Source organism: Clostridium fermenticellae (assembly GCF_003600355.1).
GTDB lineage: Bacteria > Bacillota > Clostridia > Clostridiales > Clostridiaceae > Clostridium_AV > Clostridium_AV fermenticellae.
This window is the reverse complement of sequence record NZ_CP032416.1, coordinates 768,441-791,318: the sequence shown is the minus strand read 5'-3', so window position 1 is coordinate 791,318 and position 22,878 is coordinate 768,441. Positions and strand designations below refer to the sequence as shown.

General features: G+C 30.6%; 21 protein-coding genes. 4 read left to right on the top strand and 17 right to left on the bottom strand.

Annotated features, from left to right (window positions below; genetic code table 11):
* Positions 1-17: 17 nt before the first annotated feature.
* The 8 genes from clpX to D4Z93_RS03905 form a co-directional block, all read right to left on the bottom strand.
* Positions 18-1,307, bottom strand: coding sequence for an ATP-dependent Clp protease ATP-binding subunit ClpX (gene clpX, locus D4Z93_RS03940; protein ID WP_119970572.1), 1,290 nt, complete (start codon positions 1,305-1,307; stop codon positions 18-20).
* A gap of 20 nt (positions 1,308-1,327) precedes the next feature.
* Positions 1,328-1,936, bottom strand: a complete 609-nt coding sequence (clpP, locus tag D4Z93_RS03935) for an ATP-dependent Clp endopeptidase proteolytic subunit ClpP (protein WP_279220969.1) — start codon at positions 1,934-1,936, stop codon at positions 1,328-1,330.
* A 100-nt stretch (positions 1,937-2,036) separates the two neighbouring features.
* Entirely contained in the window at positions 2,037-3,335 is a 1,299-nt protein-coding gene (tig, locus tag D4Z93_RS03930; RefSeq protein ID WP_119970570.1) for a trigger factor, read from the bottom strand.
* Between the two features lie 181 nt (positions 3,336-3,516).
* Entirely contained in the window at positions 3,517-4,293 is a 777-nt protein-coding gene (locus tag D4Z93_RS03925; RefSeq protein WP_199798408.1) for a hypothetical protein, read from the bottom strand.
* Positions 4,294-4,549: 256 nt separating this feature from the next.
* Positions 4,550-7,741 (bottom strand): carbamoyl-phosphate synthase (glutamine-hydrolyzing) large subunit, encoded by a 3,192-nt coding sequence (carB, locus tag D4Z93_RS03920; RefSeq protein WP_119970568.1) that lies wholly within the window; start codon positions 7,739-7,741, stop codon positions 4,550-4,552.
* Positions 7,742-7,827: 86 nt separating this feature from the next.
* Positions 7,828-8,889, bottom strand: a complete 1,062-nt coding sequence (gene carA, locus D4Z93_RS03915; protein WP_119970566.1) for a glutamine-hydrolyzing carbamoyl-phosphate synthase small subunit — start codon at positions 8,887-8,889, stop codon at positions 7,828-7,830.
* A gap of 589 nt (positions 8,890-9,478) precedes the next feature.
* Positions 9,479-10,810, bottom strand: a complete 1,332-nt coding sequence (locus D4Z93_RS03910) for a sensor histidine kinase (RefSeq protein ID WP_119970564.1) — start codon at positions 10,808-10,810, stop codon at positions 9,479-9,481.
* Positions 10,798-11,538, bottom strand: coding sequence for a LytR/AlgR family response regulator transcription factor (locus D4Z93_RS03905; RefSeq protein WP_119970562.1), 741 nt, complete (start codon positions 11,536-11,538; stop codon positions 10,798-10,800). Before D4Z93_RS03905 ends, D4Z93_RS03910 begins: the two co-directional genes overlap by 13 nt.
* A 360-nt stretch (positions 11,539-11,898) precedes the next feature.
* On the opposite strand from D4Z93_RS03905, the gene D4Z93_RS03900 reads away from it, so the two are divergent.
* The 4 genes from D4Z93_RS03900 to D4Z93_RS03885 all read left to right on the top strand — a co-directional run bounded on the left by D4Z93_RS03900 (position 11,899) and on the right by D4Z93_RS03885 (position 15,358).
* The gene (locus D4Z93_RS03900; protein WP_119970560.1) at positions 11,899-12,258 is read left to right on the top strand and encodes a hypothetical protein; all 360 of its coding nucleotides are present in this window, start codon (positions 11,899-11,901) and stop codon (positions 12,256-12,258) included.
* 84 nt (positions 12,259-12,342) lie between these two features.
* Positions 12,343-13,437, top strand: a complete 1,095-nt coding sequence (locus D4Z93_RS03895) for an FtsX-like permease family protein (RefSeq protein ID WP_119970558.1) — start codon at positions 12,343-12,345, stop codon at positions 13,435-13,437.
* Between the two features lie 2 nt (positions 13,438-13,439).
* Positions 13,440-14,681 (top strand): ABC transporter permease, encoded by a 1,242-nt coding sequence (locus tag D4Z93_RS03890; protein WP_119970557.1) that lies wholly within the window; start codon positions 13,440-13,442, stop codon positions 14,679-14,681.
* 2 nt (positions 14,682-14,683) lie between these two features.
* Complete coding sequence (locus D4Z93_RS03885; protein WP_119970555.1) at positions 14,684-15,358, top strand: ABC transporter ATP-binding protein; 675 nt, start codon at positions 14,684-14,686, stop codon at positions 15,356-15,358.
* A 326-nt stretch (positions 15,359-15,684) separates the two neighbouring features.
* Here D4Z93_RS03885 and pyrE read toward each other — a convergent pair whose 3' ends face one another.
* The 9 genes from pyrE to D4Z93_RS03840 form a co-directional block, all read right to left on the bottom strand.
* Entirely contained in the window at positions 15,685-16,266 is a 582-nt protein-coding gene (gene pyrE, locus D4Z93_RS03880; protein ID WP_119970553.1) for an orotate phosphoribosyltransferase, read from the bottom strand.
* Between the two features lie 178 nt (positions 16,267-16,444).
* The gene (locus D4Z93_RS03875; RefSeq protein ID WP_119970551.1) at positions 16,445-17,341 is read right to left on the bottom strand and encodes a dihydroorotate dehydrogenase; all 897 of its coding nucleotides are present in this window, start codon (positions 17,339-17,341) and stop codon (positions 16,445-16,447) included.
* Between the two features lies 1 nt (position 17,342).
* Positions 17,343-18,083 carry a dihydroorotate dehydrogenase electron transfer subunit gene (locus D4Z93_RS03870; RefSeq protein WP_423243040.1) on the bottom strand — a complete coding sequence of 247 codons (741 nt, stop codon included), beginning with the start codon at positions 18,081-18,083 and terminating at the stop codon, positions 17,343-17,345.
* 20 nt (positions 18,084-18,103) lie between these two features.
* Positions 18,104-18,964, bottom strand: coding sequence for an orotidine-5'-phosphate decarboxylase (gene pyrF, locus D4Z93_RS03865; RefSeq protein WP_119970549.1), 861 nt, complete (start codon positions 18,962-18,964; stop codon positions 18,104-18,106).
* Positions 18,965-19,003: 39 nt separating this feature from the next.
* Positions 19,004-19,435 (bottom strand): aspartate carbamoyltransferase regulatory subunit, encoded by a 432-nt coding sequence (locus tag D4Z93_RS03860; protein ID WP_119970547.1) that lies wholly within the window; start codon positions 19,433-19,435, stop codon positions 19,004-19,006.
* Between the two features lie 4 nt (positions 19,436-19,439).
* A complete protein-coding gene (gene pyrB / locus D4Z93_RS03855; protein WP_119970545.1) occupies positions 19,440-20,375 on the bottom strand; it encodes an aspartate carbamoyltransferase in 936 nt (311 codons plus the stop codon).
* A gap of 184 nt (positions 20,376-20,559) precedes the next feature.
* Positions 20,560-21,315, bottom strand: coding sequence for an acyl-CoA dehydratase activase (locus tag D4Z93_RS03850; RefSeq protein WP_119970543.1), 756 nt, complete (start codon positions 21,313-21,315; stop codon positions 20,560-20,562).
* A 14-nt stretch (positions 21,316-21,329) separates the two neighbouring features.
* The gene (locus D4Z93_RS03845) at positions 21,330-21,581 is read right to left on the bottom strand and encodes a putative Se/S carrier protein (RefSeq protein ID WP_119970542.1); all 252 of its coding nucleotides are present in this window, start codon (positions 21,579-21,581) and stop codon (positions 21,330-21,332) included.
* Positions 21,581-22,846, bottom strand: a complete 1,266-nt coding sequence (locus tag D4Z93_RS03840) for a double-cubane-cluster-containing anaerobic reductase (RefSeq protein ID WP_119970540.1) — start codon at positions 22,844-22,846, stop codon at positions 21,581-21,583. The genes D4Z93_RS03845 and D4Z93_RS03840 overlap by 1 nt, the downstream gene beginning before the upstream one ends.
* Between the last annotated feature and the right edge of the window lie 32 nt (positions 22,847-22,878).

The following is a 22,878-nucleotide window of genomic DNA, read 5'->3' as shown; positions in this document are numbered from 1 at the left end:
TTCAGTGTTCATCTTAATTACGCAGTTTCAGGTCCTTTTCTGGATCTATTCTTTTTCACTTTTATTGGAGCTCTTTTTCCATCTTCCGCCTTAATAGTTTTAGGTTTTTTTGTCTTTATAGTATTTTTATCTATTATAACCTTAGCTATTTCCTCTTTAGAAGGTATGTCAAACATTATATCCTTCATTGTGTCTTCTATAATAGCTCTAAGACCTCTTGCACCAGTATTTCGTTTAAATGCCTCATCAGCTATTGCATCTAAAGCAGCTTCTTCAAACTCAAGCTCAACATTATCGATTTCAAATAACTTTTTATATTGTTTAACAAGTGCGTTTTTGGGTTCTTTTAATATACTAATTAGTGCTTTCTTATTTAATGCCTCAAGAGTTACAACTATAGGCAATCTGCCTACAAACTCAGGTATAAGACCAAATTTCAGTAAATCACTTGGCATTATTTCCTTTAACAACTTACCTATATCTTTTTCATTTTTAGACTCAATTTTAGCGCCAAATCCTAAAGTACTTATCCTCGTTCTGCTCTCGATAATCTTATCTATACCATCAAAGGCACCACCACATATAAACAATATATTAGTGGTATTTATCTGTATAAATTCTTGATGCGGATGCTTCCTCCCTCCTTGAGGAGGTACTGACGCAACCGTTCCTTCAAGTATCTTAAGAAGTGCCTGCTGAACACCTTCACCTGAAACATCCCTTGTTATAGAAGGATTTTCCGATTTTCGCGCTATCTTATCAATTTCATCTATATAAACTATTCCTCTTTCAGCCTTTTCTATGTCATAATCTGCATTTTGGATAAGCTTTAAAAGTATATTTTCTACATCTTCACCAACATAACCAGCCTCTGTCAACGTTGTAGCATCTGCTATTGCAAAAGGAACATTTAAAAACTTAGCTAGTGTTTGAGCTAAAAGAGTTTTTCCAGAACCAGTAGGCCCAAGTAACAGTATATTACTCTTTTGTAGTTCAACATCATCTGCATTGACATTATTATTTATCCTTTTGTAATGATTATAAACTGCTACAGCTAAAGACTTTTTAGCTTCTTCCTGACCTATTACATATTGATCAAGATACTCTTTTATCTCGACAGGCTTAGGCAAAGAATTCATATCTACCTGCACATCTTCTTCAAATTCATCACTTATTATTTCTGAACAAAGTTCTATACATTCATCACATATATATACTCCAGGACCTGCAATTAGTCTTCTAACCTGATCTTGGGTTTTACCACAAAATGAACATTTGAGCTGTTTTTTCTCATCTATTTTGGCCATTTTAACACCTCACTAAAGGTTTATTTTTTTTTGGTAATTACTTCGTCTATTAATCCATATTCTTTAGCATCTTGAGTTGACATGAAGTTATCTCTTTCTGTATCCTTCTCAATTGTCTCCAAAGGCTGACCTGTCCTCTCACTGTAAATAGTATTGAGTTTTTTCTTTATTTCAAGTATTCTCTTAGCATGGATTCCTATATCTGTTGCTTGACCTTGGAATCCTCCGAGAGGTTGATGTATCATTATTTCAGCATTAGGAAGTGCAAATCTTTTTCCTTTTGCACCAGCACATAATAAAAATGAACCCATTGAAGCTGCCATTCCTATACATATAGTGGATACATCAGGTTTTATATATTGCATTGTATCATAAATTGCCATTCCAGATGTGATTGAACCTCCAGGACTATTTATGTACAGATATATATCTTTATCAGGATCTTCTGCCTCTAAAAATAACAATTGTGCCACAACTAAACTTGCACTAGTATCATTCACTTCTTCACTCAGCATAATTATTCTATCTTTTAATAATCTAGAATAAATATCATATGACCTTTCTCCTCTATTTGTCTGTTCCACAACTACTGGTACTAAACTCATAAATTTCTCCTCCTTTTTACTAATTATTAAAAATATTACCAGATTAGTATAAAATAATACAATAATATTTTCAAGTCTAAAATTAATTGCCAGAATAATTCCTGGCAATTAACCCTCTAACATATTATGCAACTGCTTTACTATTGTTAACTAATAAGTCAATTGCCTTTTGATTAACTACTTCTATCTTTAAAAGATTTCCTTGAGCACCCAAGATTAATTTAGCAGTTTTTTCTAGTTTATCATCTTCAGTACCATACTGCTTTGCCATCTCCTTAGCTTTAGATAAAAGCTCTCCTTCATCAGCATCTAACTTCTCAACTTTAGCTATTTGCTCTAACATTAAGTCAGTTTTTACTCTCTTTTCCGCAGTATCTTTCATATATTCTTTAACTTTTTCTTCAGTATTGTTTGTATATTTATAATATGACTCAAGATCTAATCCTTGATACTTTAATCTCATCTCTAAATCCTTAAGCATATTATCTACTTCTTTATCAATCATAACCTGTGGTATATCTATTGTAGTATTTTCAGAAACAGTCTCTATAACAGCCTCTTCAAATTCCCTTTTTTCTTTTGCTTTATTAGACTCTTCCATCTTTTTCTTTATATCAGCCTTTAACTCATCCAAAGTATCAAATTCAGAAACATCTTTAGCTAATTCATCATCTAAATCCGGTAATTCCTTTATCTTTATACCTTTAATTGTAACTTTAAAAGTAGCCTCTTTTCCATTTAATTCTTCTCTTCCATACTCTTCCGGAAATTTAACTATAACGTCTTTTTCTTCACCTTTATTCAATCCAATCAATTGATCCTCAAAATTATCTATAAAAGTACCCGAACCTATCTCAAGTTCATAATCCTTTCCTTCTCCGCCTTCAAATGATTTGCCATCCATAAATCCTTCAAAATCAATAATAGCTATATTTCCTTTTTCAATAGTTCCCTCTTCTTTAGTTTCTATTCTAGCGTTTTTTTGCTGCATAGACTTTAATTCGTTCTCTATGTCCTCATCTTTTACTTCATACGTTGCTTTCTTTACTTCTAACCCTTTGTAATCACCAAGTTTAACTTCTGGTTTTACAGTTACTGTAGCTGTATATACAAATTCCTGATTTTCTCCTATATTGACTATATCTATTTTAGGATAATCTACAGGTTTTATATCATTTTCCTCAATAGCCTTTGGATATGTATCATCGCAGCAAAAATTCACTGCATCTTCATAAAGTACTCCTTCTCCATAGTATTTTTTTATTATGCTTATTGGAGCTTTTCCCTTTCTAAATCCAGGTATGTTAAATTTCTTTGAATTTTTCTTGAAAGATTTTTTTAAATAATCATTGAATTTTTCTGTTTCCACTGATATTTCTAATTTAACAACATTATTTTCTAGTTTCTCTACCTTAGCATTCATAGCCTTATTCCTCCTACTCTTCAACATGCTTATGTTAGCTATATTATTATAACATATATTTAAATCTATTAATACACATTATACAATACTATATTCTATCAAATATAATTGAGTATATCCAGTACTTCTGTAATATTAATTATATACCCAAAGCCATAAAATTTACAGCTATTTTTATCAACTATTCTCCAAAAGTCCCATCTGCTTTCAAATATACAGTCTTATCATCTGAAATAACAGTCAAACCCTTATCAGTTATTTTATCTAATTTCACATTTTCGCCTTCAATTCCTTGAACTAAAACATTATTCTTATTACTTAGACTTTCTATCCATACATATTTCGTTGTTTTACCTATCCAGGGAAGTTGGCTTACATATGCGATATTATTATCGTCTAAAAATTTCGGATTACTACACCAAATATAACTGGAATCAGATGAAAGTTGAGCATCCTTAGTTATAGTATTTCCACTTGTAGGAGTATATTGAGGATTTGTAATATCCTGTTTATTTCCACTTGTGTCTAAAAGCAGTATAGCTTGATTTTTAGAATCATAAATAATAACATTCTTCTTTGAAGGATTTACATCATAAGATAGATTTTCACCATCACATGTAACACTTTTAAATAACTTATCCCCATTATTGATTTCATATATTGCCTTTGCTGTCTTACCATCACTTAACTGTATACTATATGAATTTTGACTTGCCTTAGTATCTTTTTTAGTTTTAGTTTTATTAACTGGAGCTTTTTGTGTACTCTGAACATTCTGTTTAGTATTTTTACTTAAATTTTTACTTGCATCTTTAATTGCTCCACTAAAAGATACTACAGAAAATCCAATAAAAACAATAACTGCCAGGGCAATTACAATACCGGCAGTAATTATCCTTCTTTTCCTCTTCTTCATCTTTTTATCATAATCCTTACTAAATATACTTGGCTTTGCCACCTTTAATTCCTCCTATATACTATATAATACATGAATATCAGAATTCTTCTTTAAATATATAAAATTATTAGCAATAAAACTACTTTATAGTAACTCATTATTTATTATAACTCAAATACATTAAAAATAATAACATTTTTAGCAATAAAATAGTTGAATTTCAATGTAAACAATTTTTGAACTTATAAATATTATACAGTATACAAAAAGATGTATCATTAGATCATAAAATTTTTAATGATACATCTTATATAACTTATACATCTAAATATTCACTTATAGTCCTACATTCCATAATTTCATTTTTATTCTTAAGTGCTATTGCTGTTAAAAATATTTTTGCAGTATCAATACATGTAAATATTGGTACTCTATATTCTTCTGCTTTTCTTCTCAGTTTAAACCCATCACTTTCTGAATTATTTCCTCGTGTAGGTGTATTAATTACAAGATCTATTTTCCCTTTGCTTATGAGTTCAGGTACTTTCTTTATTTCTATAACTTCACAATTAAGTAATCTATCATTAAAATATTTTGCTGTTGATTCAGACGCATATATATTAAACCCAAGCTTAGAATAATCCTTTATAATTTCAAATCCTTCTTCTCTATCAAACTCTTTTAATGATACATATATATTCCCACTGCTTATTATATCTATCCCAGACGCACTGAATCCTTTATAAATTGCTTTATTAAAATCCTTATCCACTCCAAGTACTTCACCAGTTGACTTCATCTCAGGTCCAAGATACATATCTGCATCTGCCAATTTTTGTCCTGAGAAGATAGGAACCTTTACTGCATATAACTTCCTATTTTTCAATAACCCAGTGCCATATTTAAACTCTTTAAGCTTTTTGCCAAGTGACACTTCTACTGCAATCTTAACCATTGGAACACCAGTTACCTTACTTAAGATAGGTACTGTTCTGGATGCCCTTGGATTTACCTCTATTACATATACTTTTTCGCCATCAAAGACATATTGTATATTGACAAGTCCTATAATTTTCATATTCTTTATAATCTTTTCTGTATATTCTACAAGTGTATTGACAGTTTTCTTTGGAAGTGTAATGTACGGATAAACAATCATACTATCTCCAGAATGTACTCCTGTCCTCTCTATATGTTCCATTATGCCCGGCATAAGCACACTTTCTCCATCTGATATTGCGTCAACTTCTATCTCCGTTCCTTTTATATACTTATCTATGAGTATTTGATGTCCCGTAGATAATCCGACAGCCTCCTTCATATACTTTGTGAGTGCAATTTTATCATATACAACCTCCATTGCCCGACCACCTATTACATAAGAAGGCCTTACTACAACAGGATATTTTAATTTTTCTACAGCATTATACGCCTCTTCAATACTTGTAACAGATGCACTCTTTGGAGAAGGTATGTCAAGCTTTTTAAGAAACTTACTGAATTTATCTCTATCCTCTGCAAGATCAATCGACTCAAAAGAAGTTCCCAATATCTTAACACCATTTTCATTGATTTTTTCAGCTAAATTTATTGATGTCTGCCCTCCAAGCTGCACTATGACACCCTCGGGCCGTTCCCTGTTTACAATATTCATAATATCATCTATATGGAGAGGTTCAAAATATAGTTTATCAGCCGTATCAAAATCTGTACTTACGGTTTCTGGATTATTGTTTACTATTATAGCTTTATAACCTATATCCTTTATTGCCCAAACACCATGTACACAACAGTAATCAAATTCTATACCCTGCCCTATTCTTATAGGTCCCGAACCTATAACAAGTACTTTTTTTTCATCAGTTATTACATTTTCATCCTCATCTTCATAGCATGAATAATAATAAGGTGTTTGAGCCTCAAACTCTCCACTGCATGTATCCACCATTTTGTAAACGGGATATATTTTATTCTCCCGCCTGATAATATCAAGTTGTTCTTTGGGAACTTTCGAAAATTTGCATATTTCTTCTTCTATAAATCCCATAGCCTCTGCTTCATATAATAAATTTGCACTCATTTTCTCATTTTGAAGTCTATTCTCCATATTAACTATATTATTTATTCCATTTAAAAACCATCTGTCTATCTTTGTTATTTCAAATACCTCTTCAACACCTATTCCTTTTCTAAAAACTTCTGCAACTGCAAATATTCTTTGATCATCCTGCATTTTTATTTTTTCAATTAATTCATCTACACTCATTTCTTCCATTTTGTGTATCTTAAGTGTTGAAAATTTTCCATCAAGTGAAGTAACCGCCTTTAAAAGTGAACTTTCAAATGTTCTGCTTATAGCCATAACTTCTCCTGTCGCTTTCATCTGAGTTCCAAGACTTCTTTCTGCACTGCTAAATTTATCAAATGGCCACTTGGGTATTTTTGTAACTATATAATCTATTGATGGTTCAAAGCATGCACTTGAATTTCCTGTAACATAATTTTTGAGCTCATCCAAGCTATATCCTATAGCTATTTTAGCAGCTATTTTTGCAATTGGATATCCTGTAGCTTTAGATGCCAATGCACTTGATCTGCTAACCCTAGGATTCACTTCTATAACAACATAATTGCTGCTATCTGGATCAAGAGCAAATTGTATATTGCATCCCCCCTGAATTTTAAGGCTTCTTATTATATTAATAGCTGCTTTTCTGAGCATATGATATTCCTTATCCCTTAAAGTCTGGGATGGAGCTACAACTATACTATCTCCTGTGTGTATACCTACCGGATCTATATTTTCCATGTTGCAGATTATTATACAGTTGTCCTTTGCATCCCGTATTACTTCATACTCAAGTTCTTTCCATCCGGCAACACTTTGCTCAAGCAGAATCTGACCTATTGGACTTAATTTTATACCAACATCACATATTTCTAAAAGCTCATTCATATTCTCAGCAATTCCACCACCTGTACCACCTAAAGTATACGCAGGTCTTATTATTACCGGAAATCCATACTTATTAACAAATTCAACACATTCATCGATATTTGTAGCTATTATGCTCATAGGTATCGGCTGATTTATATCTATCATAAGTTTTTTAAATTCTTCTCTGTCCTCTGCCTTCTTTATCGATTCACTATTAATTCCGAGGAGTTTTACATCAAACTTTTGCAATATCCCCTCTTTTTTTAGCTTCATCGCAAGATTTAGGGCCGTCTGCCCTCCAAATCCTGCTAAAATTCCATCTGGTTTTTCCTTCTCTATGATTTTGGACACACATTCTATATTTAAAGGTTCTATATATACCTTATCAGCTATATGTGTATCCGTCATTATTGTCGCCGGATTACTATTTATTAATACAGTTTCTATTTTTTCTTCCTTTATAGCCTTGCACGCTTGTGTACCAGAATAATCAAATTCAGCAGCCTGACCGATTATAATTGGTCCCGAACCAAGTATTAATACCTTTTTCAAACTTTTATCTAATGACATTTAAACTTCCTCCTACCTTAAATCTATATCAATTTAAAATACAACTACCATTTAAAGTAATGTCCAGGTATAACACCTGGACATTACTAACATTCCATTATCTTTATAAAATTGTCAAATAAATATGCTGAATCTTCAGGTCCTGGTGCACCTTCTGGGTGAAATTGAACTGAAAATACCGGAAGAATTTTATGTTTCATACCTTCTACTGTATTATCATTCAAATTTACATGTGTTATTATCATATCTTTTTTTACACTTTCAGGATCAACCGCATACCCGTGATTCTGAGATGTTATATAGGCTCTGTCTTTTTCAATATCATACACTCCATGATTCCCGCCTCTATGACCATATTTCATCTTGTAGGTATTTCCGCCAATTGCTAAAGCAAGCATTTGATGCCCTAAGCATATCCCAAATACAGGGTATTTGCCTAAAATATTTTTAATTGTATTAATACCGCACTTAACTGACTTAGGATCTCCAGGTCCATTACTTAATAGAACTCCCTCTGGATTCAATTTTACTATATCATCATATGATGTATTATAAGGAAGAATTGTTATATCACAATTTCTTTTCTTCAGATTATTTATTATATCAAGCTTCACTCCAAAGTCCAGCAATGCAACTTTATGACCGCTGCCGGATATGTGTATTAATTTTTTAGTACTTACTTCTTCCATATAATTTGAATCAGCTTCAGTATTGCATAAATATTCTTTTAATTCATTTTCACTTAATTCTTCATTTGTTATAACACACTTCATTGCCCCGCCGCTTCTAACCTTTTTAGTTATACTTCTTGTATCTAAACCACATACTCCAACTGTACCCATTTTCTTTAACATATAATCAACCGTATCTTCACTTAGGTAATTTGATGGATTATTTGATATGGATTTTACGATAAGACCCTTTGCATATATTTTATCCGATTCATCTTCAAACTTATTTACTCCATAATTTCCAATGAGTGGATAGGTCAATGTAATTATCTGACCTGCATAAGATGGATCTGTTAGTATCTCCTGATATCCTGTTATAGATGTATTAAATACCAATTCTCCTACAGCCGTCCCAGCCTTTCCAAAACCATTCCCCTCATAAAAAGTACCATCTTCTAAATATAGTAGTCCATTCATTTTATACACCTCTATATAAATTTATCGTTTCATGTATACATAAATTATACATAAAAATTATCATATATCTTTCAAACTTAAAAATTTTTGTATATGAAACATAATTACTTATCATAGAAACTATCAAAGTATACAGCTTATTTTTAACATATCACATTATAATAAATAACTTCATCTTGATCTGATGATTAATTTTTATACATTTTTATTTATATTTATACATAGGTTATCATAATGATGTCTTGTTGTCAATAAATATTTATATAGGGTTGTAATTCTAAGCTTAACTTATGCGCAGGCCGGGATTTCTAAAATTAAGACACATTAAAAAATTTTGTAGTAAATCTTAGCGAAGGGTTCTTAAAAATCTTAGTGGATTATATTTGTTTGAACTCAGCGAGTTTATATAATCCACTAAGATTTTTATGAACGCAAGCTTAGACTTACTAGAAATTTTTTACGTGGCGTATTTTGGAAATCCCGGCCGGAGCATAAGTTAAGCCTAGAATTACTAAAAGTATTTATAGTACCGGATTTTGGCAGTATCCCCCGGCGGATAAAATAACTTTAAAATTACAAATAAATGTTTTTAATCATAAATTACTAATTCTTGAGTAAATATTAAATCTTTAATTTTGGTATTTAGCAATGCATTACTATATTTGCTATCAATAATACTTCTAACTGTTTTTAGACCAATTCCTCGATTATATCCTTTTGTAGAAAAACCTTCTTGATATATTTCATAAATCTTAGGGGTATCTTTAATACATGAGTTTTTTATAAAAAATATAGTAGCACATTCATTCTTTATTACAGCAATATGTATTTTTTTATTATCAGTTAACTCTGTTCCTTCAATTGCATTATCCATCAATACTCCAATAATTCTACAAATATCTATAACTCCCATTGAAATATCACATATATTATCTAAGATTTCCAACTTAACTTCAATATTTTTTGAATCAGCGATTATTATTTTTGAGGATATTAATCCTTTTAATGAACTAATTTTAATACGTTTAAGTGGATATAAATATTTATTGTTATTAATTATCTTATTACTTTCTGGTAATATTTCATTTTTATAAAATTGTTTTAAGCCAACAATATCTTCTGATTTTATATAATTTTCTAGCGTCTGTAATATATTTAAATAGTCGTGTTTAAATCTCCTTAAACTATTTTCTGCACTTTCAAGCATATCTATATATTGTTTAAGTTGTTGATATTCCTCATTCTTATACTTTTGTTCAAGTTTTATTTTAATATTTCTATTGTTAAAATAGCATAATATAACCGAACTAGCTAGAACAAATAATAATACTATTATATTTAAAAAAATAGTAATTCTATCTATGTCTTTAAATATGTAATTATATACAATAATTCCCGAAATTATTATAATAAAATCAACTATCATATAAGCTATTATTAATGAATTTCCTTTTATAAAATCATCTAAATTATCCGTTTTAATCAAAAGCTTGTTGAAAATCATTCCTATAATTTTACTTATAATATACGAAAATAAAATTGTACTTAGCCCTGCTATAAAGTATATATCGGAGTTGGTTATTATTTTATCATAGTTTACTTTAAAAATATTAACACTAAAAAAAACAGTAATAGAATTACTGATAGTAAAAATAATATTTATAAATACTGCTTTAACTATAGATGTATATATCTTTTTTGAAATTATATATAAATACAAAGCAGGATTTAAAAATAATGATAAAAATATTACAACATCATATTTAGCTATATGTAATAAAAAAATCAAGATATAATTTATAATACTAAATATAATTAAATTCTTTTTATCAAATCCATCAGAGCTTATATTTATAATAATTATAATAAAATTAATAATTATAACAGTTGTATACGATAAATCAAATACTAAATTACCCATTTATCCAGCAATCCTTTCAAACGTTTCTCTGATACATAACATTTCTCACCGTTTATCATATACACTATAAAATTTTTTTTATCTACAGCTTTAATCTTTTTAGTATTTATTAAATATGATCTGTGTACTTTATAATAATCCGATGTTACCTCTTTCTCAATTTGTTTTAATACACCATAAAACTCCAATTGTTCATCACAGGTATGTATTCTTATCTTGTGATCCTTAGTGCTAGTTTCGAAAAATAAAATATCATCTAAATTAAAGTAAATAACTTTATTTGCTATATTTATTTTTATAGAATTTTTTTTTATTGCAAGAGCATTTTTTGAATCATTATAGACTTCAATAATACACTCAGCAATCCTCTTTTTCATGTAATCAAGATTTCCCTTTATTATATAGTCCATAGCTTGTACCTTGTATTCAAAAGTAAGAAGCGTAAGTTCCACATGAGATGTTATAAATACAATATACCCCATAGGATTAATTTTTCTAATTATTCTTGCAAGTTCCATTCCACTTGTCTTAAAATCCAATTCAATATCTAAAAAACACAAAAGTGCATCGCTCCTATATTTTTTAACATATCTAATAACTTCATCTGGATTTTTTGTAGACATTTGAATTTTAAAATTATAATTTAAATTAAGCATTTCACTTACTACAATATTCTCTATTTGATTTCTATGATAATCATTATCTTCACAAATTATAATGTCAATCATTTCATTACCTCTCTCGCCCTGTAAAATAATAATTACAATTGATACTAATTATATTATATTTTTATGATATTGTACCACATACAGTGTTATATTTCCACTATATGACTTTTTTTGCTATTAAAAATATACCTTGAAAATCTATCAATTTTACAAAGTATCCTAAAACAAATAAAAATAATCATAAAAACATAGAAAGCCTTTTTTAAGGTATAATATCCCTACTTTACGCATTTTAACTTGAAAATACAATAAAACTTATAGTATATTGGTTTAGGACTGATAGTTAAATTAACTACAAACTCGTTTAAACCTCTTGGCCAAGGGTTTATTAAATAAATTTATTTGCAAAGGGGATTAAAAATGAAATTTAAAACATTATTATTTATCGGGATTATATCTGTAATAACAGCTACTCCGGTTTTCGCAATGGGATCAGGTCATAGTTATTATATCAACACCTACTATAGCAATGATACAATGTGCAATGGAGATAAGGGGCCGGAGCATAGTGTAAAGATTAGAATAACACACAATACAAGTGCAAAGCAAACATATGCATTATCAGCTTGTGGATGCAATGGATATCATGTTGGAACTAAAATAATACTTAGAGGAGAAAGTAGTGAAGTTCATGCTTCTAATTATGTGCAAACTAAAAGTTTAAGTGCTCCTGGAAATTTGCCCGCTTCTGAATTACACAGAGTAGATTATAAACTTTAAAATTTAAAAAGGATTCATCACAAAATTTTATGGTGAATCCTTTCTAGATATTCAAACTGCCATTAAACAATCTGGAGGTATTTTATGAAAATATCAGTAAAGTATTTTAGAAAAACAAAATTTTTAACACTATGTTTAACTTCTATATTAATTTTTGCATCACTTATAATAGGTTATATTGAAAAAGTATACGATATAACACTGGAAGCAAATAATTTTAAAACAATAAACAGCATCTCCTTTTATTTTAATGAAAATGGTTTTAAATTAGAAAATGTGATAAAAACTTTGAAGGAAATTGAATCTCAAAAGAATATAATAATTATCCATGAAGGAGGAGAGGCATTTATTCCAGGAGTATCTCAATATGGATTTTATTTTAATGGAATATATAAAAATAAATACAATTTACTTGAAGGGAGATTCTTTACTACGAATGATTTTAAAGGAAATAAGAAAATAGCAGTTGTAGGCAAAGATATTCTCAATAATACAAACACAGAAGATGGTAAAAAATATATATACAGGGGTAATGAAAAATTTTTAGTTGTAGGAATAATGGGTAAGAAAAACAAAGAAACACAATATGATTCCTGCATATTATATAATTTAAACTGTGACCTTAATTATGAAAATCTCACATATTTATATGGAGGATTTAACTTAGACAGCTTGGTAAGAAGCGATAATGATCTTAAAAATTTAATCCATAAAATCAATACAAGAAACAATAGCAGTTCTATAGAAATATCTAATCAGGCTCATGCTGTAAGCCCATTAATAACTGCACTACAAGGTTCCAGTACTGTAATGCTTAATTTTTCACTTATAATACTATGTATTGTTATAACTCTTATAAGAACTACTTTCCACTGGATATACACAATTTCTCTTGAACTAGGAGTAAGAAGGATGTATGGGGCTTCAAACAGGGACATCATTTTTCATATAACTAAAAGATATTTAATGATATCTTTTATATCATTTATCATATCAATTGCGGTACAAAAAACTCTTATAATGAGTAAATTTCTTCAAATACAAAATGCGAGTTTAAATGCATTTAATATATTTATAAGTGTCATTTTTATTTTACTTATAGGCATTATAGTTATAGGAATAAGCTCCTTGGGTATAAATAGGGCTCAGATAAGTTATCTTATAAAAGGGAGGGCATAAATATGAAAATTAAATACGCCCTCATGGGAATATCCTCCAGATTCTTTTATTCATTTTTGATCATTACCCAACTGACTTTTGGATTTTATTCTATATATGAAAACATAAATATGTATAAAAGAGTTAATTCTGAAACAAATAAGGTCGAAAGGTTCTTTAAAGATAAAAAAGCCTATAAATTAGAAGCTGAAGAATTTAATTTCAATGCTAACAGCAGTAATTTTAAGACAATAGTGGATATTTTTAAAACTATGGAAAAAAGCAAAAAATATACTTTTGTAAGAAATTCAGGATCAGGAATGATGATTCCGACTTTTAATAATTATAAGCAATTTCAAGCTTCAGGTGAATTTCATGCAGTTGTTGATGGTAAAACATATTTTCAAACTAAAGACATGTGCATAAATAGACCATATATAAAAATGTATCCTTTAAATGTTCAGAAAGGAAGAATGTTTACTGACGATGAATTTAATTTTATTGGTGACAATAATGTATTCCCTATTATAATTGGAGCAAACTACAGCAAGTACTTTAAAGTAGGAGATAAAATTCCAATGGATTCACGTATAGGTAAAATTGTAGGAATACTTAAGGAAAATGAATACTCTCCGGGTGATGTATCTCAAATCGGTGAAAGATATGTAAATTTGAACAACTATATTATATCTACAGATGCTTCCTATAAAAATGAAGTTAGTTTATGCGATTCGACCCTATTCAATACAAATTACATTATATTTGATAACTCTACGGAACAATCTGAAATAAATAGTGAGCTTTCAAAAATAAAAAAGGCACTTAACGCTGTACCTGCAATTAGGAATGCAAATATGAGAGATCTTTCAAAGTATATAACTCAAGATAGAGATATGCTTGAAGAACAGTATGAAATAATCTCCATAACTTCTATAAGTGTAATCATATTTGTTTGTATAACCTTCATAATATCAATACTTGACTCTGTAGATAAAAGGAAAAAAGAATATGGTATACACATTATGAGCGGAGGGACATTATCTGATATTGCCAAAATCACATATTGGGAGATATTTATAACATTTTTTATATCATATGTAATTACAGGATCAATTATATACTACAGAGATGGAAAGCTTATAAATATAAACAGTCTGATTCTGCTATTTATTATTGTATTAATTATATCCTTAGCTGCAGCAGTAATTCCTGTGATTAAAATATTTAAGCTTAATATCAATGAACTAGTAAAGGGAGATGAATAGTTATGGACATTATAAAATTAAACAGAGTAAACAAAATATATTCTTCTAAACAAAATAAAGTAAGAGCATTAAATAATGTAAATTTAAATATAACTGAAGGAGAATTGATTGCAATAGTTGGTCCATCGGGTTCAGGTAAATCCACTCTGCTAAATATACTTGGTACATTGGATACAATAACAGATGGAGAATATCTTCTAAAAGACCAAAAAGTACATAAATTAAAAACTTCCATGTTGTGTAAAATTAGAAACAAAACCTTTGGATTTGTTGTCCAGCATTTTGCACTAATAAATGATTATACGGTGTTTGAAAATATAGAAATCCCACTGGAATATGGAAAAGTAAAGAAAAACGAAAGAAAAAAAATTATAATTAATGTGCTCGAAAAATTGAATATGAAAGATAAAATGAATAAGAAAATTAAAGAGCTTTCAGGTGGACAGTGTCAAAGGGTTGCAATTGCCCGGGCAATAGTAAATAATCCAGAAATAATACTTGCAGATGAACCCACCGGAGCATTAGATCAAAAAACAGGACAAGATGTAATGAATATTTTTAAAGATTTAAATAGTGAAGGTAAAACAGTTATTATAGTTACACATGATTTAAAAATAGCAAGTCAATGCGACAGAATTATAAAAATAGAGGATGGAGAACTATTATACAGTAAATAAATTTAATCTTTTCACTAAATTACATGCTTTATTATTAACTCTTAATCTTTCAATTAGTAACCATTATAGGGTTTACAAGTAGAAGCTTAACTTATGCGCAGGCCGGGATTTCTAAAATTAAGACACATTAAAAAATTTTGTAGTAAGTCTTAGCGAAGGGTTCTTAAAAATCTTAGTGGATTATATTTGTTTGAGCTCAGCGAGTTTATATAATCTGCTTAAATTTTTATGAACGCAAGCTTAGACTTACTAGAAATTTTTTACGTGGCGTATTTTGGAAATCCCGGCTGGATCATAAATTAAACTTCCAGTTACAAACCTATGACTTATTTTATGTTTCTGCTGCCCGGTTTTATATATGGAGTACCATCTTTACACATAGGACATTCTTTCTTTTCATAACTTTCTATATTGAGTTTTACAGCACTATAAAGTGGATATTCTACTTCTACTCCTCGTGCTCTTCTGTCGACTATACAAGTTATTCCCACTACTTCTCCGCCCAAAGCCTTGATTACATCTGCTACCTCTAAAAATGATTTGCCAGTTGTAATAACATCTTCTGATATTATAGCCTTCTGTCCTCTTTTTATTTCAAATCCTCTTCTTATAGTCATTTTTCCATCCTGCCTTTCAGCAAATATGCCAGGTTTTCCAGTCTGCCTTGCAAGTTCATAGGATACAACTACTCCTCCCATAGCTGGTCCCACTATTATATCAAAGTCTAAATCTTTAAGTTCATCTGCTACAACCTTTAAAACCCTCTCGGCCTTATCAGGATATTGTAGAAGCTTTGCACACTGGCAGTATTTATCACTGTGTCTCCCGGAAGATAGTAAGAAATGCCCTTCTAAGAGTGCTCCCGTCTCCTTTAAAGTATCTATAACCATTTTATCTGTATTTTCCATAAAATCATCCTCCATATAATATAATTTTAAATTTAACTATAGGATTTGTAATTCTAAGCTTAACTTAGCCTCTAGCTGGGATTTTTATGAACACAAGCTTAGACTTACTAGAAATTTTTTACGTGACATATTTTAGAAATCCCGGCCGGAGCATAAGTTAAGCTTTTATCCATAAAACCTATATTATTCCTCTTATTTCACTGAGTGAATTTATATTTTCCCTTTTCATATAATTAGAAATTCCATCTATAATTTCAATACAACTCATTGGATTCATAAAATTTGCAGTTCCAATTTGAACTGCAGATGCACCTGCCATGATAAATTCAAGTGCATCTTTCCAGGAGGTTATTCCTCCGAGTCCAACTACAGGAATATCAATGGCCCTGCAAACTTCATATACCATTCTAAGTGCTATAGGCTTTATTGCAGGTCCTGACAATCCTGCTGTAACATTATTAAATACTGGTTTTTTTAAATTAATATCTATCGCTATTGCTTTAAATGTATTTACAAGTGATATAGCATCCGCTCCAGCCTCACAGCATTTATACGCCATATCCACTATATCCTCTGCATTAGGTGAAAGTTTTACCATCATTATCTTATTGCAGGCTTTCCTTGCCTCTTTAACAACTTCATATGCCACACTTGATTTTATTCCAAACGCCATTCCGCCCGACTTGACATTTGGGCAGGATATGTTTAACTCTATCATATCCACATCAGTATCATTTAATTTTTGAATACCAGCTATATATTCCTCTATACTTCCACCGCCCAAATTTGCAATAGTTACAGTATTGTATTTTTTCATATTAGGAAGCTCATATTTTATAAAATGATCCACACCCGGATTCTGAAGTCCTACACTATTTAGCATACCAGCTTTACTTTCAAAAACTCTCACACCATCATTTCCGTACTTTGGGTTTAACGTAAGACCTTTTGAACATATTCCTCCAAGACGTGATACATCATAAAAATTATCATACTCTTCTCCAAAACCAAATGTTCCTGATGCCGCAATTACAGGATTTTTAAAATTCAAACCGCATATATTAACCGAAAGCATATTATTCCTCCTTAAGTATCAGATCATCTCCAAAGAAAACAGGTCCATCCTTACAAGTTCTTTTATTCCCATCTTTAGTCTTGCAGGTACATACAAGACAAGCTCCAACTCCACAAGCCATATGTTTCTCCATAGAAACATACACCGGAATACTCTTTTCTCTGCACATTTTGATTACCTTTGACATCATTATTTCCGGTCCACAACATATTACAACATCATATAACTCAGGCTTGAATATTTCCGTTATATAACCTTTATGTCCATATGTTCCTGTTTCTGTTGATATATTTATATTATCTACATAATCTTTAAGATCTTTAATCTCATAAAATTCATCCTTAAATCCTGAATAAATATCAATACTGCCTGAATCCTTAAGCTCCCTGACTAACTGAAGCATAGGTGCTATGCCTATTCCACCAGAAATTAAAGCTGCTTTCCCATTTATCTTTTGAATGTCAAATCCATTTCCAAGTGGTCCTGTAATCTGTATTGGATCTCCCTTTTTAAGTCTGCTTAATATTTTAGTACCTTCTCCAACATTCTGATATAAAAAGACTATTTTTTTATCACTTACAAAGTGTATACTTATTGGCCTTGATAAGACTGGATAATCCCCCCATGCTCTGAGCATATAAAACTGTCCCGCCCTGCCGCCAAATTTTCCCCTTATTGAAAGTTTAAAAATATTTTTAAATACCTCAACATTTTCATATACTAAACTCGTACTAAAATTCAATACAATTCCCTCCAAACAAATTATAATTTACTCTTTATATCATCTCTCATTCTAATAACTTCTTTTCTTGCATATCCACCAAAATTTTTTTCTCCATCAGATGCTTTCCTATATGCAAGCAAAATGCCTCTTGAAGAGTTTACAACTCCTCCATTTCCACTCTTAAAATAAACAGCCACATCTCCAGCTTTTCCTCCTTGAGCACCATAACCTGGTATAAGAAAAAACATCTTATCCAAACTTTTTCTTATTTTTACTCCTTCATCTGTATGTGTACATCCAACAACTCCGCCTATAGGTCCATAACCATTTAATCCTAAATATTTTAAATTAAGCTTATTTATCTTGTTTCCAACCACATCATATACCTTTTCGCCTGATTCAGTCTTTAAATACTGTACATCAGAGGCACCCTCATTAGATGTTCTAACAAGTACAAATAAACCTTTATCTTTATTTTCAATGTATGGAAGATATGACTCTATTCCATCAAGCCCCATATACGGATTTAGTGTTACAAAATCGCTCTCAAAATCTCCTTCAAAGTGGGCCTTTGCATACATCTCAGCCGTTTTTGCTATATCTCCTCTTTTTACATCAGCTATTATAATCGCATTTTTGTCCCTCAAATATTTTAGTGTCTTACGATAAACTGTCATTCCCTTTAATCCAAGAGCTTCATAATATGCTATTTGAACTTTATAACACGCAGCAACATCCAATGTATCATAAATGATACTCTGATTGAATTCTAAAATTGCATTCTCAATTGAAGTATGTTTATTTAACAGCCATTTAGGTATATATTCCATAGATGTATCTAACCCGACACATACATGTCCCTTTTTTTTAACACTATCATACAATTTATCTATAATCATTTTATTATCAACTCTCATTTCACTTGAATTATAAATTATTTATATATCCATTGCCTTATAAATTTCATCACAGTACTGGCACTTATACTCTCCTTTTTCTTCATCTATAAGTTCAAATACATGCGGTAAATTTCTCTCTATTGAAGTTATACATCTAGGATTTTTGCATTTTATAATATCGGTAACCTTTTTGGGGAAAGTTAATTTTACTTTTTTATCTATATTCTCATCTTTTATTACATCTATAGTTACATTAGGGTCTAGAAATCCTAATACCGTAAAATCTAAATTCATACTATTTTCTATTTTTATTATGTCCTTTTTACCAAGCTTCTTACTTTCAGCATTCATTATAAGTGCCACTGAATAGTTGGCTCTGTCAAGTCCAAGGTAATTGAATATTTTTATACCATGACCTGCCTTTATGTGATCTATAACTATACCATTTTTAATACTATTTATTGTAAGCATAATTTTAATCCTCCCGTAAATTATTTACGCCTAAAAGCTCAGCCATAAGTGCCATTCTAACATACATTCCATATTTGGCTTGTTTAAAGTAGCATGCTCTTTTATCACCATCCACTTCACCTGATATTTCATTTACACGGGGAAGCGGATGTAATACTATCATATCTTTAGGTGCTGTATCCATCTTTTTACTATCCAGTATATAGCTATCCTTAAGTCTTATATAATCCTCTTCATTGAAGAATCTCTCTTTTTGAACTCTAGTCATGTATAATATGTCTAAAGACCCAATAGTGTCCTCCAACCTTTCCATCTCCTCAAATTCAATATGGTGATTTTTTAATTCATTTATTATATAATCTGGAACTTTTAATTCATTAGGAGATATTAAAATAAATCTATTATTTTGATACCTTGACATAGCTTTTATTAAAGAATGAACAGTTCTCCCAAACTTTAAGTCTCCGCAAAGGCCTATAGTAAGGTTATCTAAACTGCCTTTTATTGATTTGATTGTTAATAAATCCGTGAGTGTTTGTGTTGGATGCTGATGTCCTCCATCTCCAGCATTTATAACAGGTATTGTAGAATATATCGAAGCAACCTTCGGTGCACCCTCCTTAGGATGTCTCATAGCAATTATATCTGCATAGCAGCCCACAACCCTCACGGTATCTGCTACACTCTCACCTTTTGAAACCGAGCTTGAGCCAGGTTCTGAAAATCCTATAACTTTCCCACCGAGCCTTAACATTGCAGCCTCAAAGCTAAACCTGGTTCTTGTACTAGGTTCATAAAATAACGTTGCTAGTATTTTCCCATCGCACACATGTGAAAAACTTTCTGGTGATTTTATTATTTGGCTTGCTAAATCAAAAATCTCATCTAACTCTCCAGGTGAAAAATCCATTGGATCAATTAAACTTCTTCCTTTTAACATATTTAATTCCTCCTTCTTAGCCTCTCAGTGCTAAATTTAAAGGTATAAAAAAAGCCTTCCTATCGGAAGGCATAATTATACTCAAATATTATCAATTACTATTTAATATAACCTTCCCAATCTCACAGGATTAGTATTAAAGGATTTTCTGTTTTTTCAAATATATCATGAATCTTATATAAAGTCAAATCTTTTTAGACATAAGCGCAGCTCCAATTGCTCCAGCATATCTCCCAAGCGGATGTGTCTTCACATTGCCTTGTAACTTTTCAGAAAGTCTTTCAACTATATAACTATTGTCACTGAGACCTCCACTTAGAAAATAATTAAATCCTTCTGAGTGCTTTTGACACAAAGCTTTAACTTTATTTGTTATTGAATCTATAACTCCATATGCTATATCTTCTCTTCTTTTATTACTTCCAATCAAACTTATGACCTCTGACTCAGCAAAAACAGTACACATTGAACTTATGGTTATTCCGCTTCCGGATCTAGCCATATTACTCATCTCATCTATACCAAGTCCAAGTGTATTAGCCATAAGTTCCAAAAATCTACCGGTGCCTGCAGCGCATTTATCATTCATTGTAAAATTAGTTATATTGCCATCTTGAACAGTTATTATCTTAGTATCCTGGCCACCTATATCTATAACAGTACAATTTTCTCCCGTAAGATAATATGCTCCCTTACCATGACAGGTTATCTCAGTTATAGTTTTATCAGCATATGGCACTGATACCCTGCCATAACCTGTGGCTACAATCTTACAGTTATCCTTGTTAATTCCCAAATCAGATAATCTTGCTTTTATCTCATCTGCTATTTTGACACTGCTCCAACCCGTTGGATAAACAAAATTACATTGAATTTTATCATCTTTAAATACACATACCTTAGAAGCAGTAGATCCTATATCTATTCCAACGTAAAACATAAACTCACCTCACACTATAAATAAGGATTTTTAAACTCATGAACTATAGAGTGAAGACCCGATGTATTAATTTTGTTTAAATCTATCAACTCTTTTATTTTTTCTTCATCACATTTATTGTACATTATAGAAATTCCACAGCATAACGAAATTTCTCTTGGTGTCGGAACTATAGTATATCCTATCTTTTCATTTTTCAGAAGTTCCTCCATCCTTATTGCATCAGTGTGTGATGGAAATAATATATAATACCTGGTTTTTTTCATTATAACATCTCCAAGAATGCCTCAACCCTTGTTTTTATTTGTCCCGAATCTTCTGTAGAATAATCTGTTTCTATATGCATTATAGGGATATTTCTATCCTTTAATTCTTTCTCAACAGAACTACTTTCAACAGCATAGGTATGGCAAAAAGCCAAATCGGCATCTATAACTCCATCAATATTATATTCTTTTACATATCTTACTATATCATCTATTCTTCCTGTGTTTGGAGTGAAGCATGCACAATTTATATTCAAATATCTATCGGATATATTGGTAATTAACTGTTCCATTGTTTCACCTTCACTAGATACCTGATTTTCAAAATATCTAGTGCCTGTACAATTTTCTTCTACTACTACTTCTGCATCAAGACTCTCTATTATGGAATGCAATTTCCAATTTGGAAGTGCCATAGGAGTTCCAGTTATTAGTATTCTTTTTTTAGTACCACAATTGCCCTTATCTTCTTTTACTCTTTCCTCAAGTTCATCACATAATTCATTTAACTTTTGTGTAAATCTCTCAGGATCATCATAAAAAGCTATTTGTGATATTAAAAGTGAATCTAAACCACTTATAGGTGAAGGTTTATATTTTCTTAAATCATATAATCTTTTTAAGGCTTTCCTTTTCTCACTTACAGTTTTCATTGCAGCTTTTAAGGACTCAACAGTAATCTTATTTCCTGTAAGTTCTTCCATTTTATTTATAAATTCTTTTATTTCACTAGCCCACAGTTTATAATCTTTATCTCTTTTCATTTGAGGGATTTCCATAACATGGACAGGTACATATTTGTCTAACACTTCCCAAGCCTTTTTCTTTCCATCACATGTAGTCTCTCCAATTATCATATCACATGACTGAAAATAAGGACATGTTCCGCCAACTTTCGCTCCCATTAGTGCTTTTATTAATGGACACATATTTCTAGGAAGTACCTTTTCTCCATCCTCTACCCAGAATTCAGAACCAGCACAAAGTCCAACTCCTACTGCACCTGCTGCTAATATAATTTCGTCCGGGACAAAAACACAAAAAGTTCCCACAACTTTAGTTCCCTTTTTTTTGAGTTCATCTAATTCTTGTATTCTAAATCCGTGTATCTCAGCTACAACAGAATTAAAATAGTTCATACCCTGAGGTCTATTTTCTTGAGTTAAATATGTATTTCCATACATCTCAGGAAGTACTGCACAAAGCTTGTCATGCTTCTCTAAATCAACTCCTAGTTTTGTCCATAATTCTTTGTAATTTCCCATTGTTATTCCTCCTAATTTGATTATTTCAGTGT

Coding starts and splice junctions, on each gene's coding strand:
- clpX (WP_119970572.1), bottom strand. CDS start 1,307: ATGGCCAAAATAGATGAGAAAAAACAGCTCAAATGTTCATTTTGTGGT.
- tig (WP_119970570.1), bottom strand. CDS start 3,335: ATGAATGCTAAGGTAGAGAAACTAGAAAATAATGTTGTTAAATTAGAA.
- carB (WP_119970568.1), bottom strand. CDS start 7,741: ATGTCATTAGATAAAAGTTTGAAAAAGGTATTAATACTTGGTTCGGGA.
- carA (WP_119970566.1), bottom strand. CDS start 8,889: ATGAATGGACTACTATATTTAGAAGATGGTACTTTTTATGAGGGGAAT.
- D4Z93_RS03910 (WP_119970564.1), bottom strand. CDS start 10,810: ATGGGTAATTTAGTATTTGATTTATCGTATACAACTGTTATAATTATT.
- D4Z93_RS03905 (WP_119970562.1), bottom strand. CDS start 11,538: ATGATTGACATTATAATTTGTGAAGATAATGATTATCATAGAAATCAA.
- D4Z93_RS03900 (WP_119970560.1), top strand. CDS start 11,899: ATGAAATTTAAAACATTATTATTTATCGGGATTATATCTGTAATAACA.
- D4Z93_RS03895 (WP_119970558.1), top strand. CDS start 12,343: ATGAAAATATCAGTAAAGTATTTTAGAAAAACAAAATTTTTAACACTA.
- D4Z93_RS03890 (WP_119970557.1), top strand. CDS start 13,440: ATGAAAATTAAATACGCCCTCATGGGAATATCCTCCAGATTCTTTTAT.
- D4Z93_RS03885 (WP_119970555.1), top strand. CDS start 14,684: ATGGACATTATAAAATTAAACAGAGTAAACAAAATATATTCTTCTAAA.
- pyrE (WP_119970553.1), bottom strand. CDS start 16,266: ATGGAAAATACAGATAAAATGGTTATAGATACTTTAAAGGAGACGGGA.
- D4Z93_RS03875 (WP_119970551.1), bottom strand. CDS start 17,341: ATGCTTTCGGTTAATATATGCGGTTTGAATTTTAAAAATCCTGTAATT.
- pyrF (WP_119970549.1), bottom strand. CDS start 18,964: ATGATTATAGATAAATTGTATGATAGTGTTAAAAAAAAGGGACATGTA.
- D4Z93_RS03860 (WP_119970547.1), bottom strand. CDS start 19,435: ATGCTTACAATAAATAGTATTAAAAATGGTATAGTTATAGATCACATA.
- pyrB (WP_119970545.1), bottom strand. CDS start 20,375: ATGTTAAAAGGAAGAAGTTTAATTGATCCAATGGATTTTTCACCTGGA.
- D4Z93_RS03850 (WP_119970543.1), bottom strand. CDS start 21,315: ATGTTTTACGTTGGAATAGATATAGGATCTACTGCTTCTAAGGTATGT.
- D4Z93_RS03845 (WP_119970542.1), bottom strand. CDS start 21,581: ATGAAAAAAACCAGGTATTATATATTATTTCCATCACACACTGATGCA.
- D4Z93_RS03840 (WP_119970540.1), bottom strand. CDS start 22,846: ATGGGAAATTACAAAGAATTATGGACAAAACTAGGAGTTGATTTAGAG.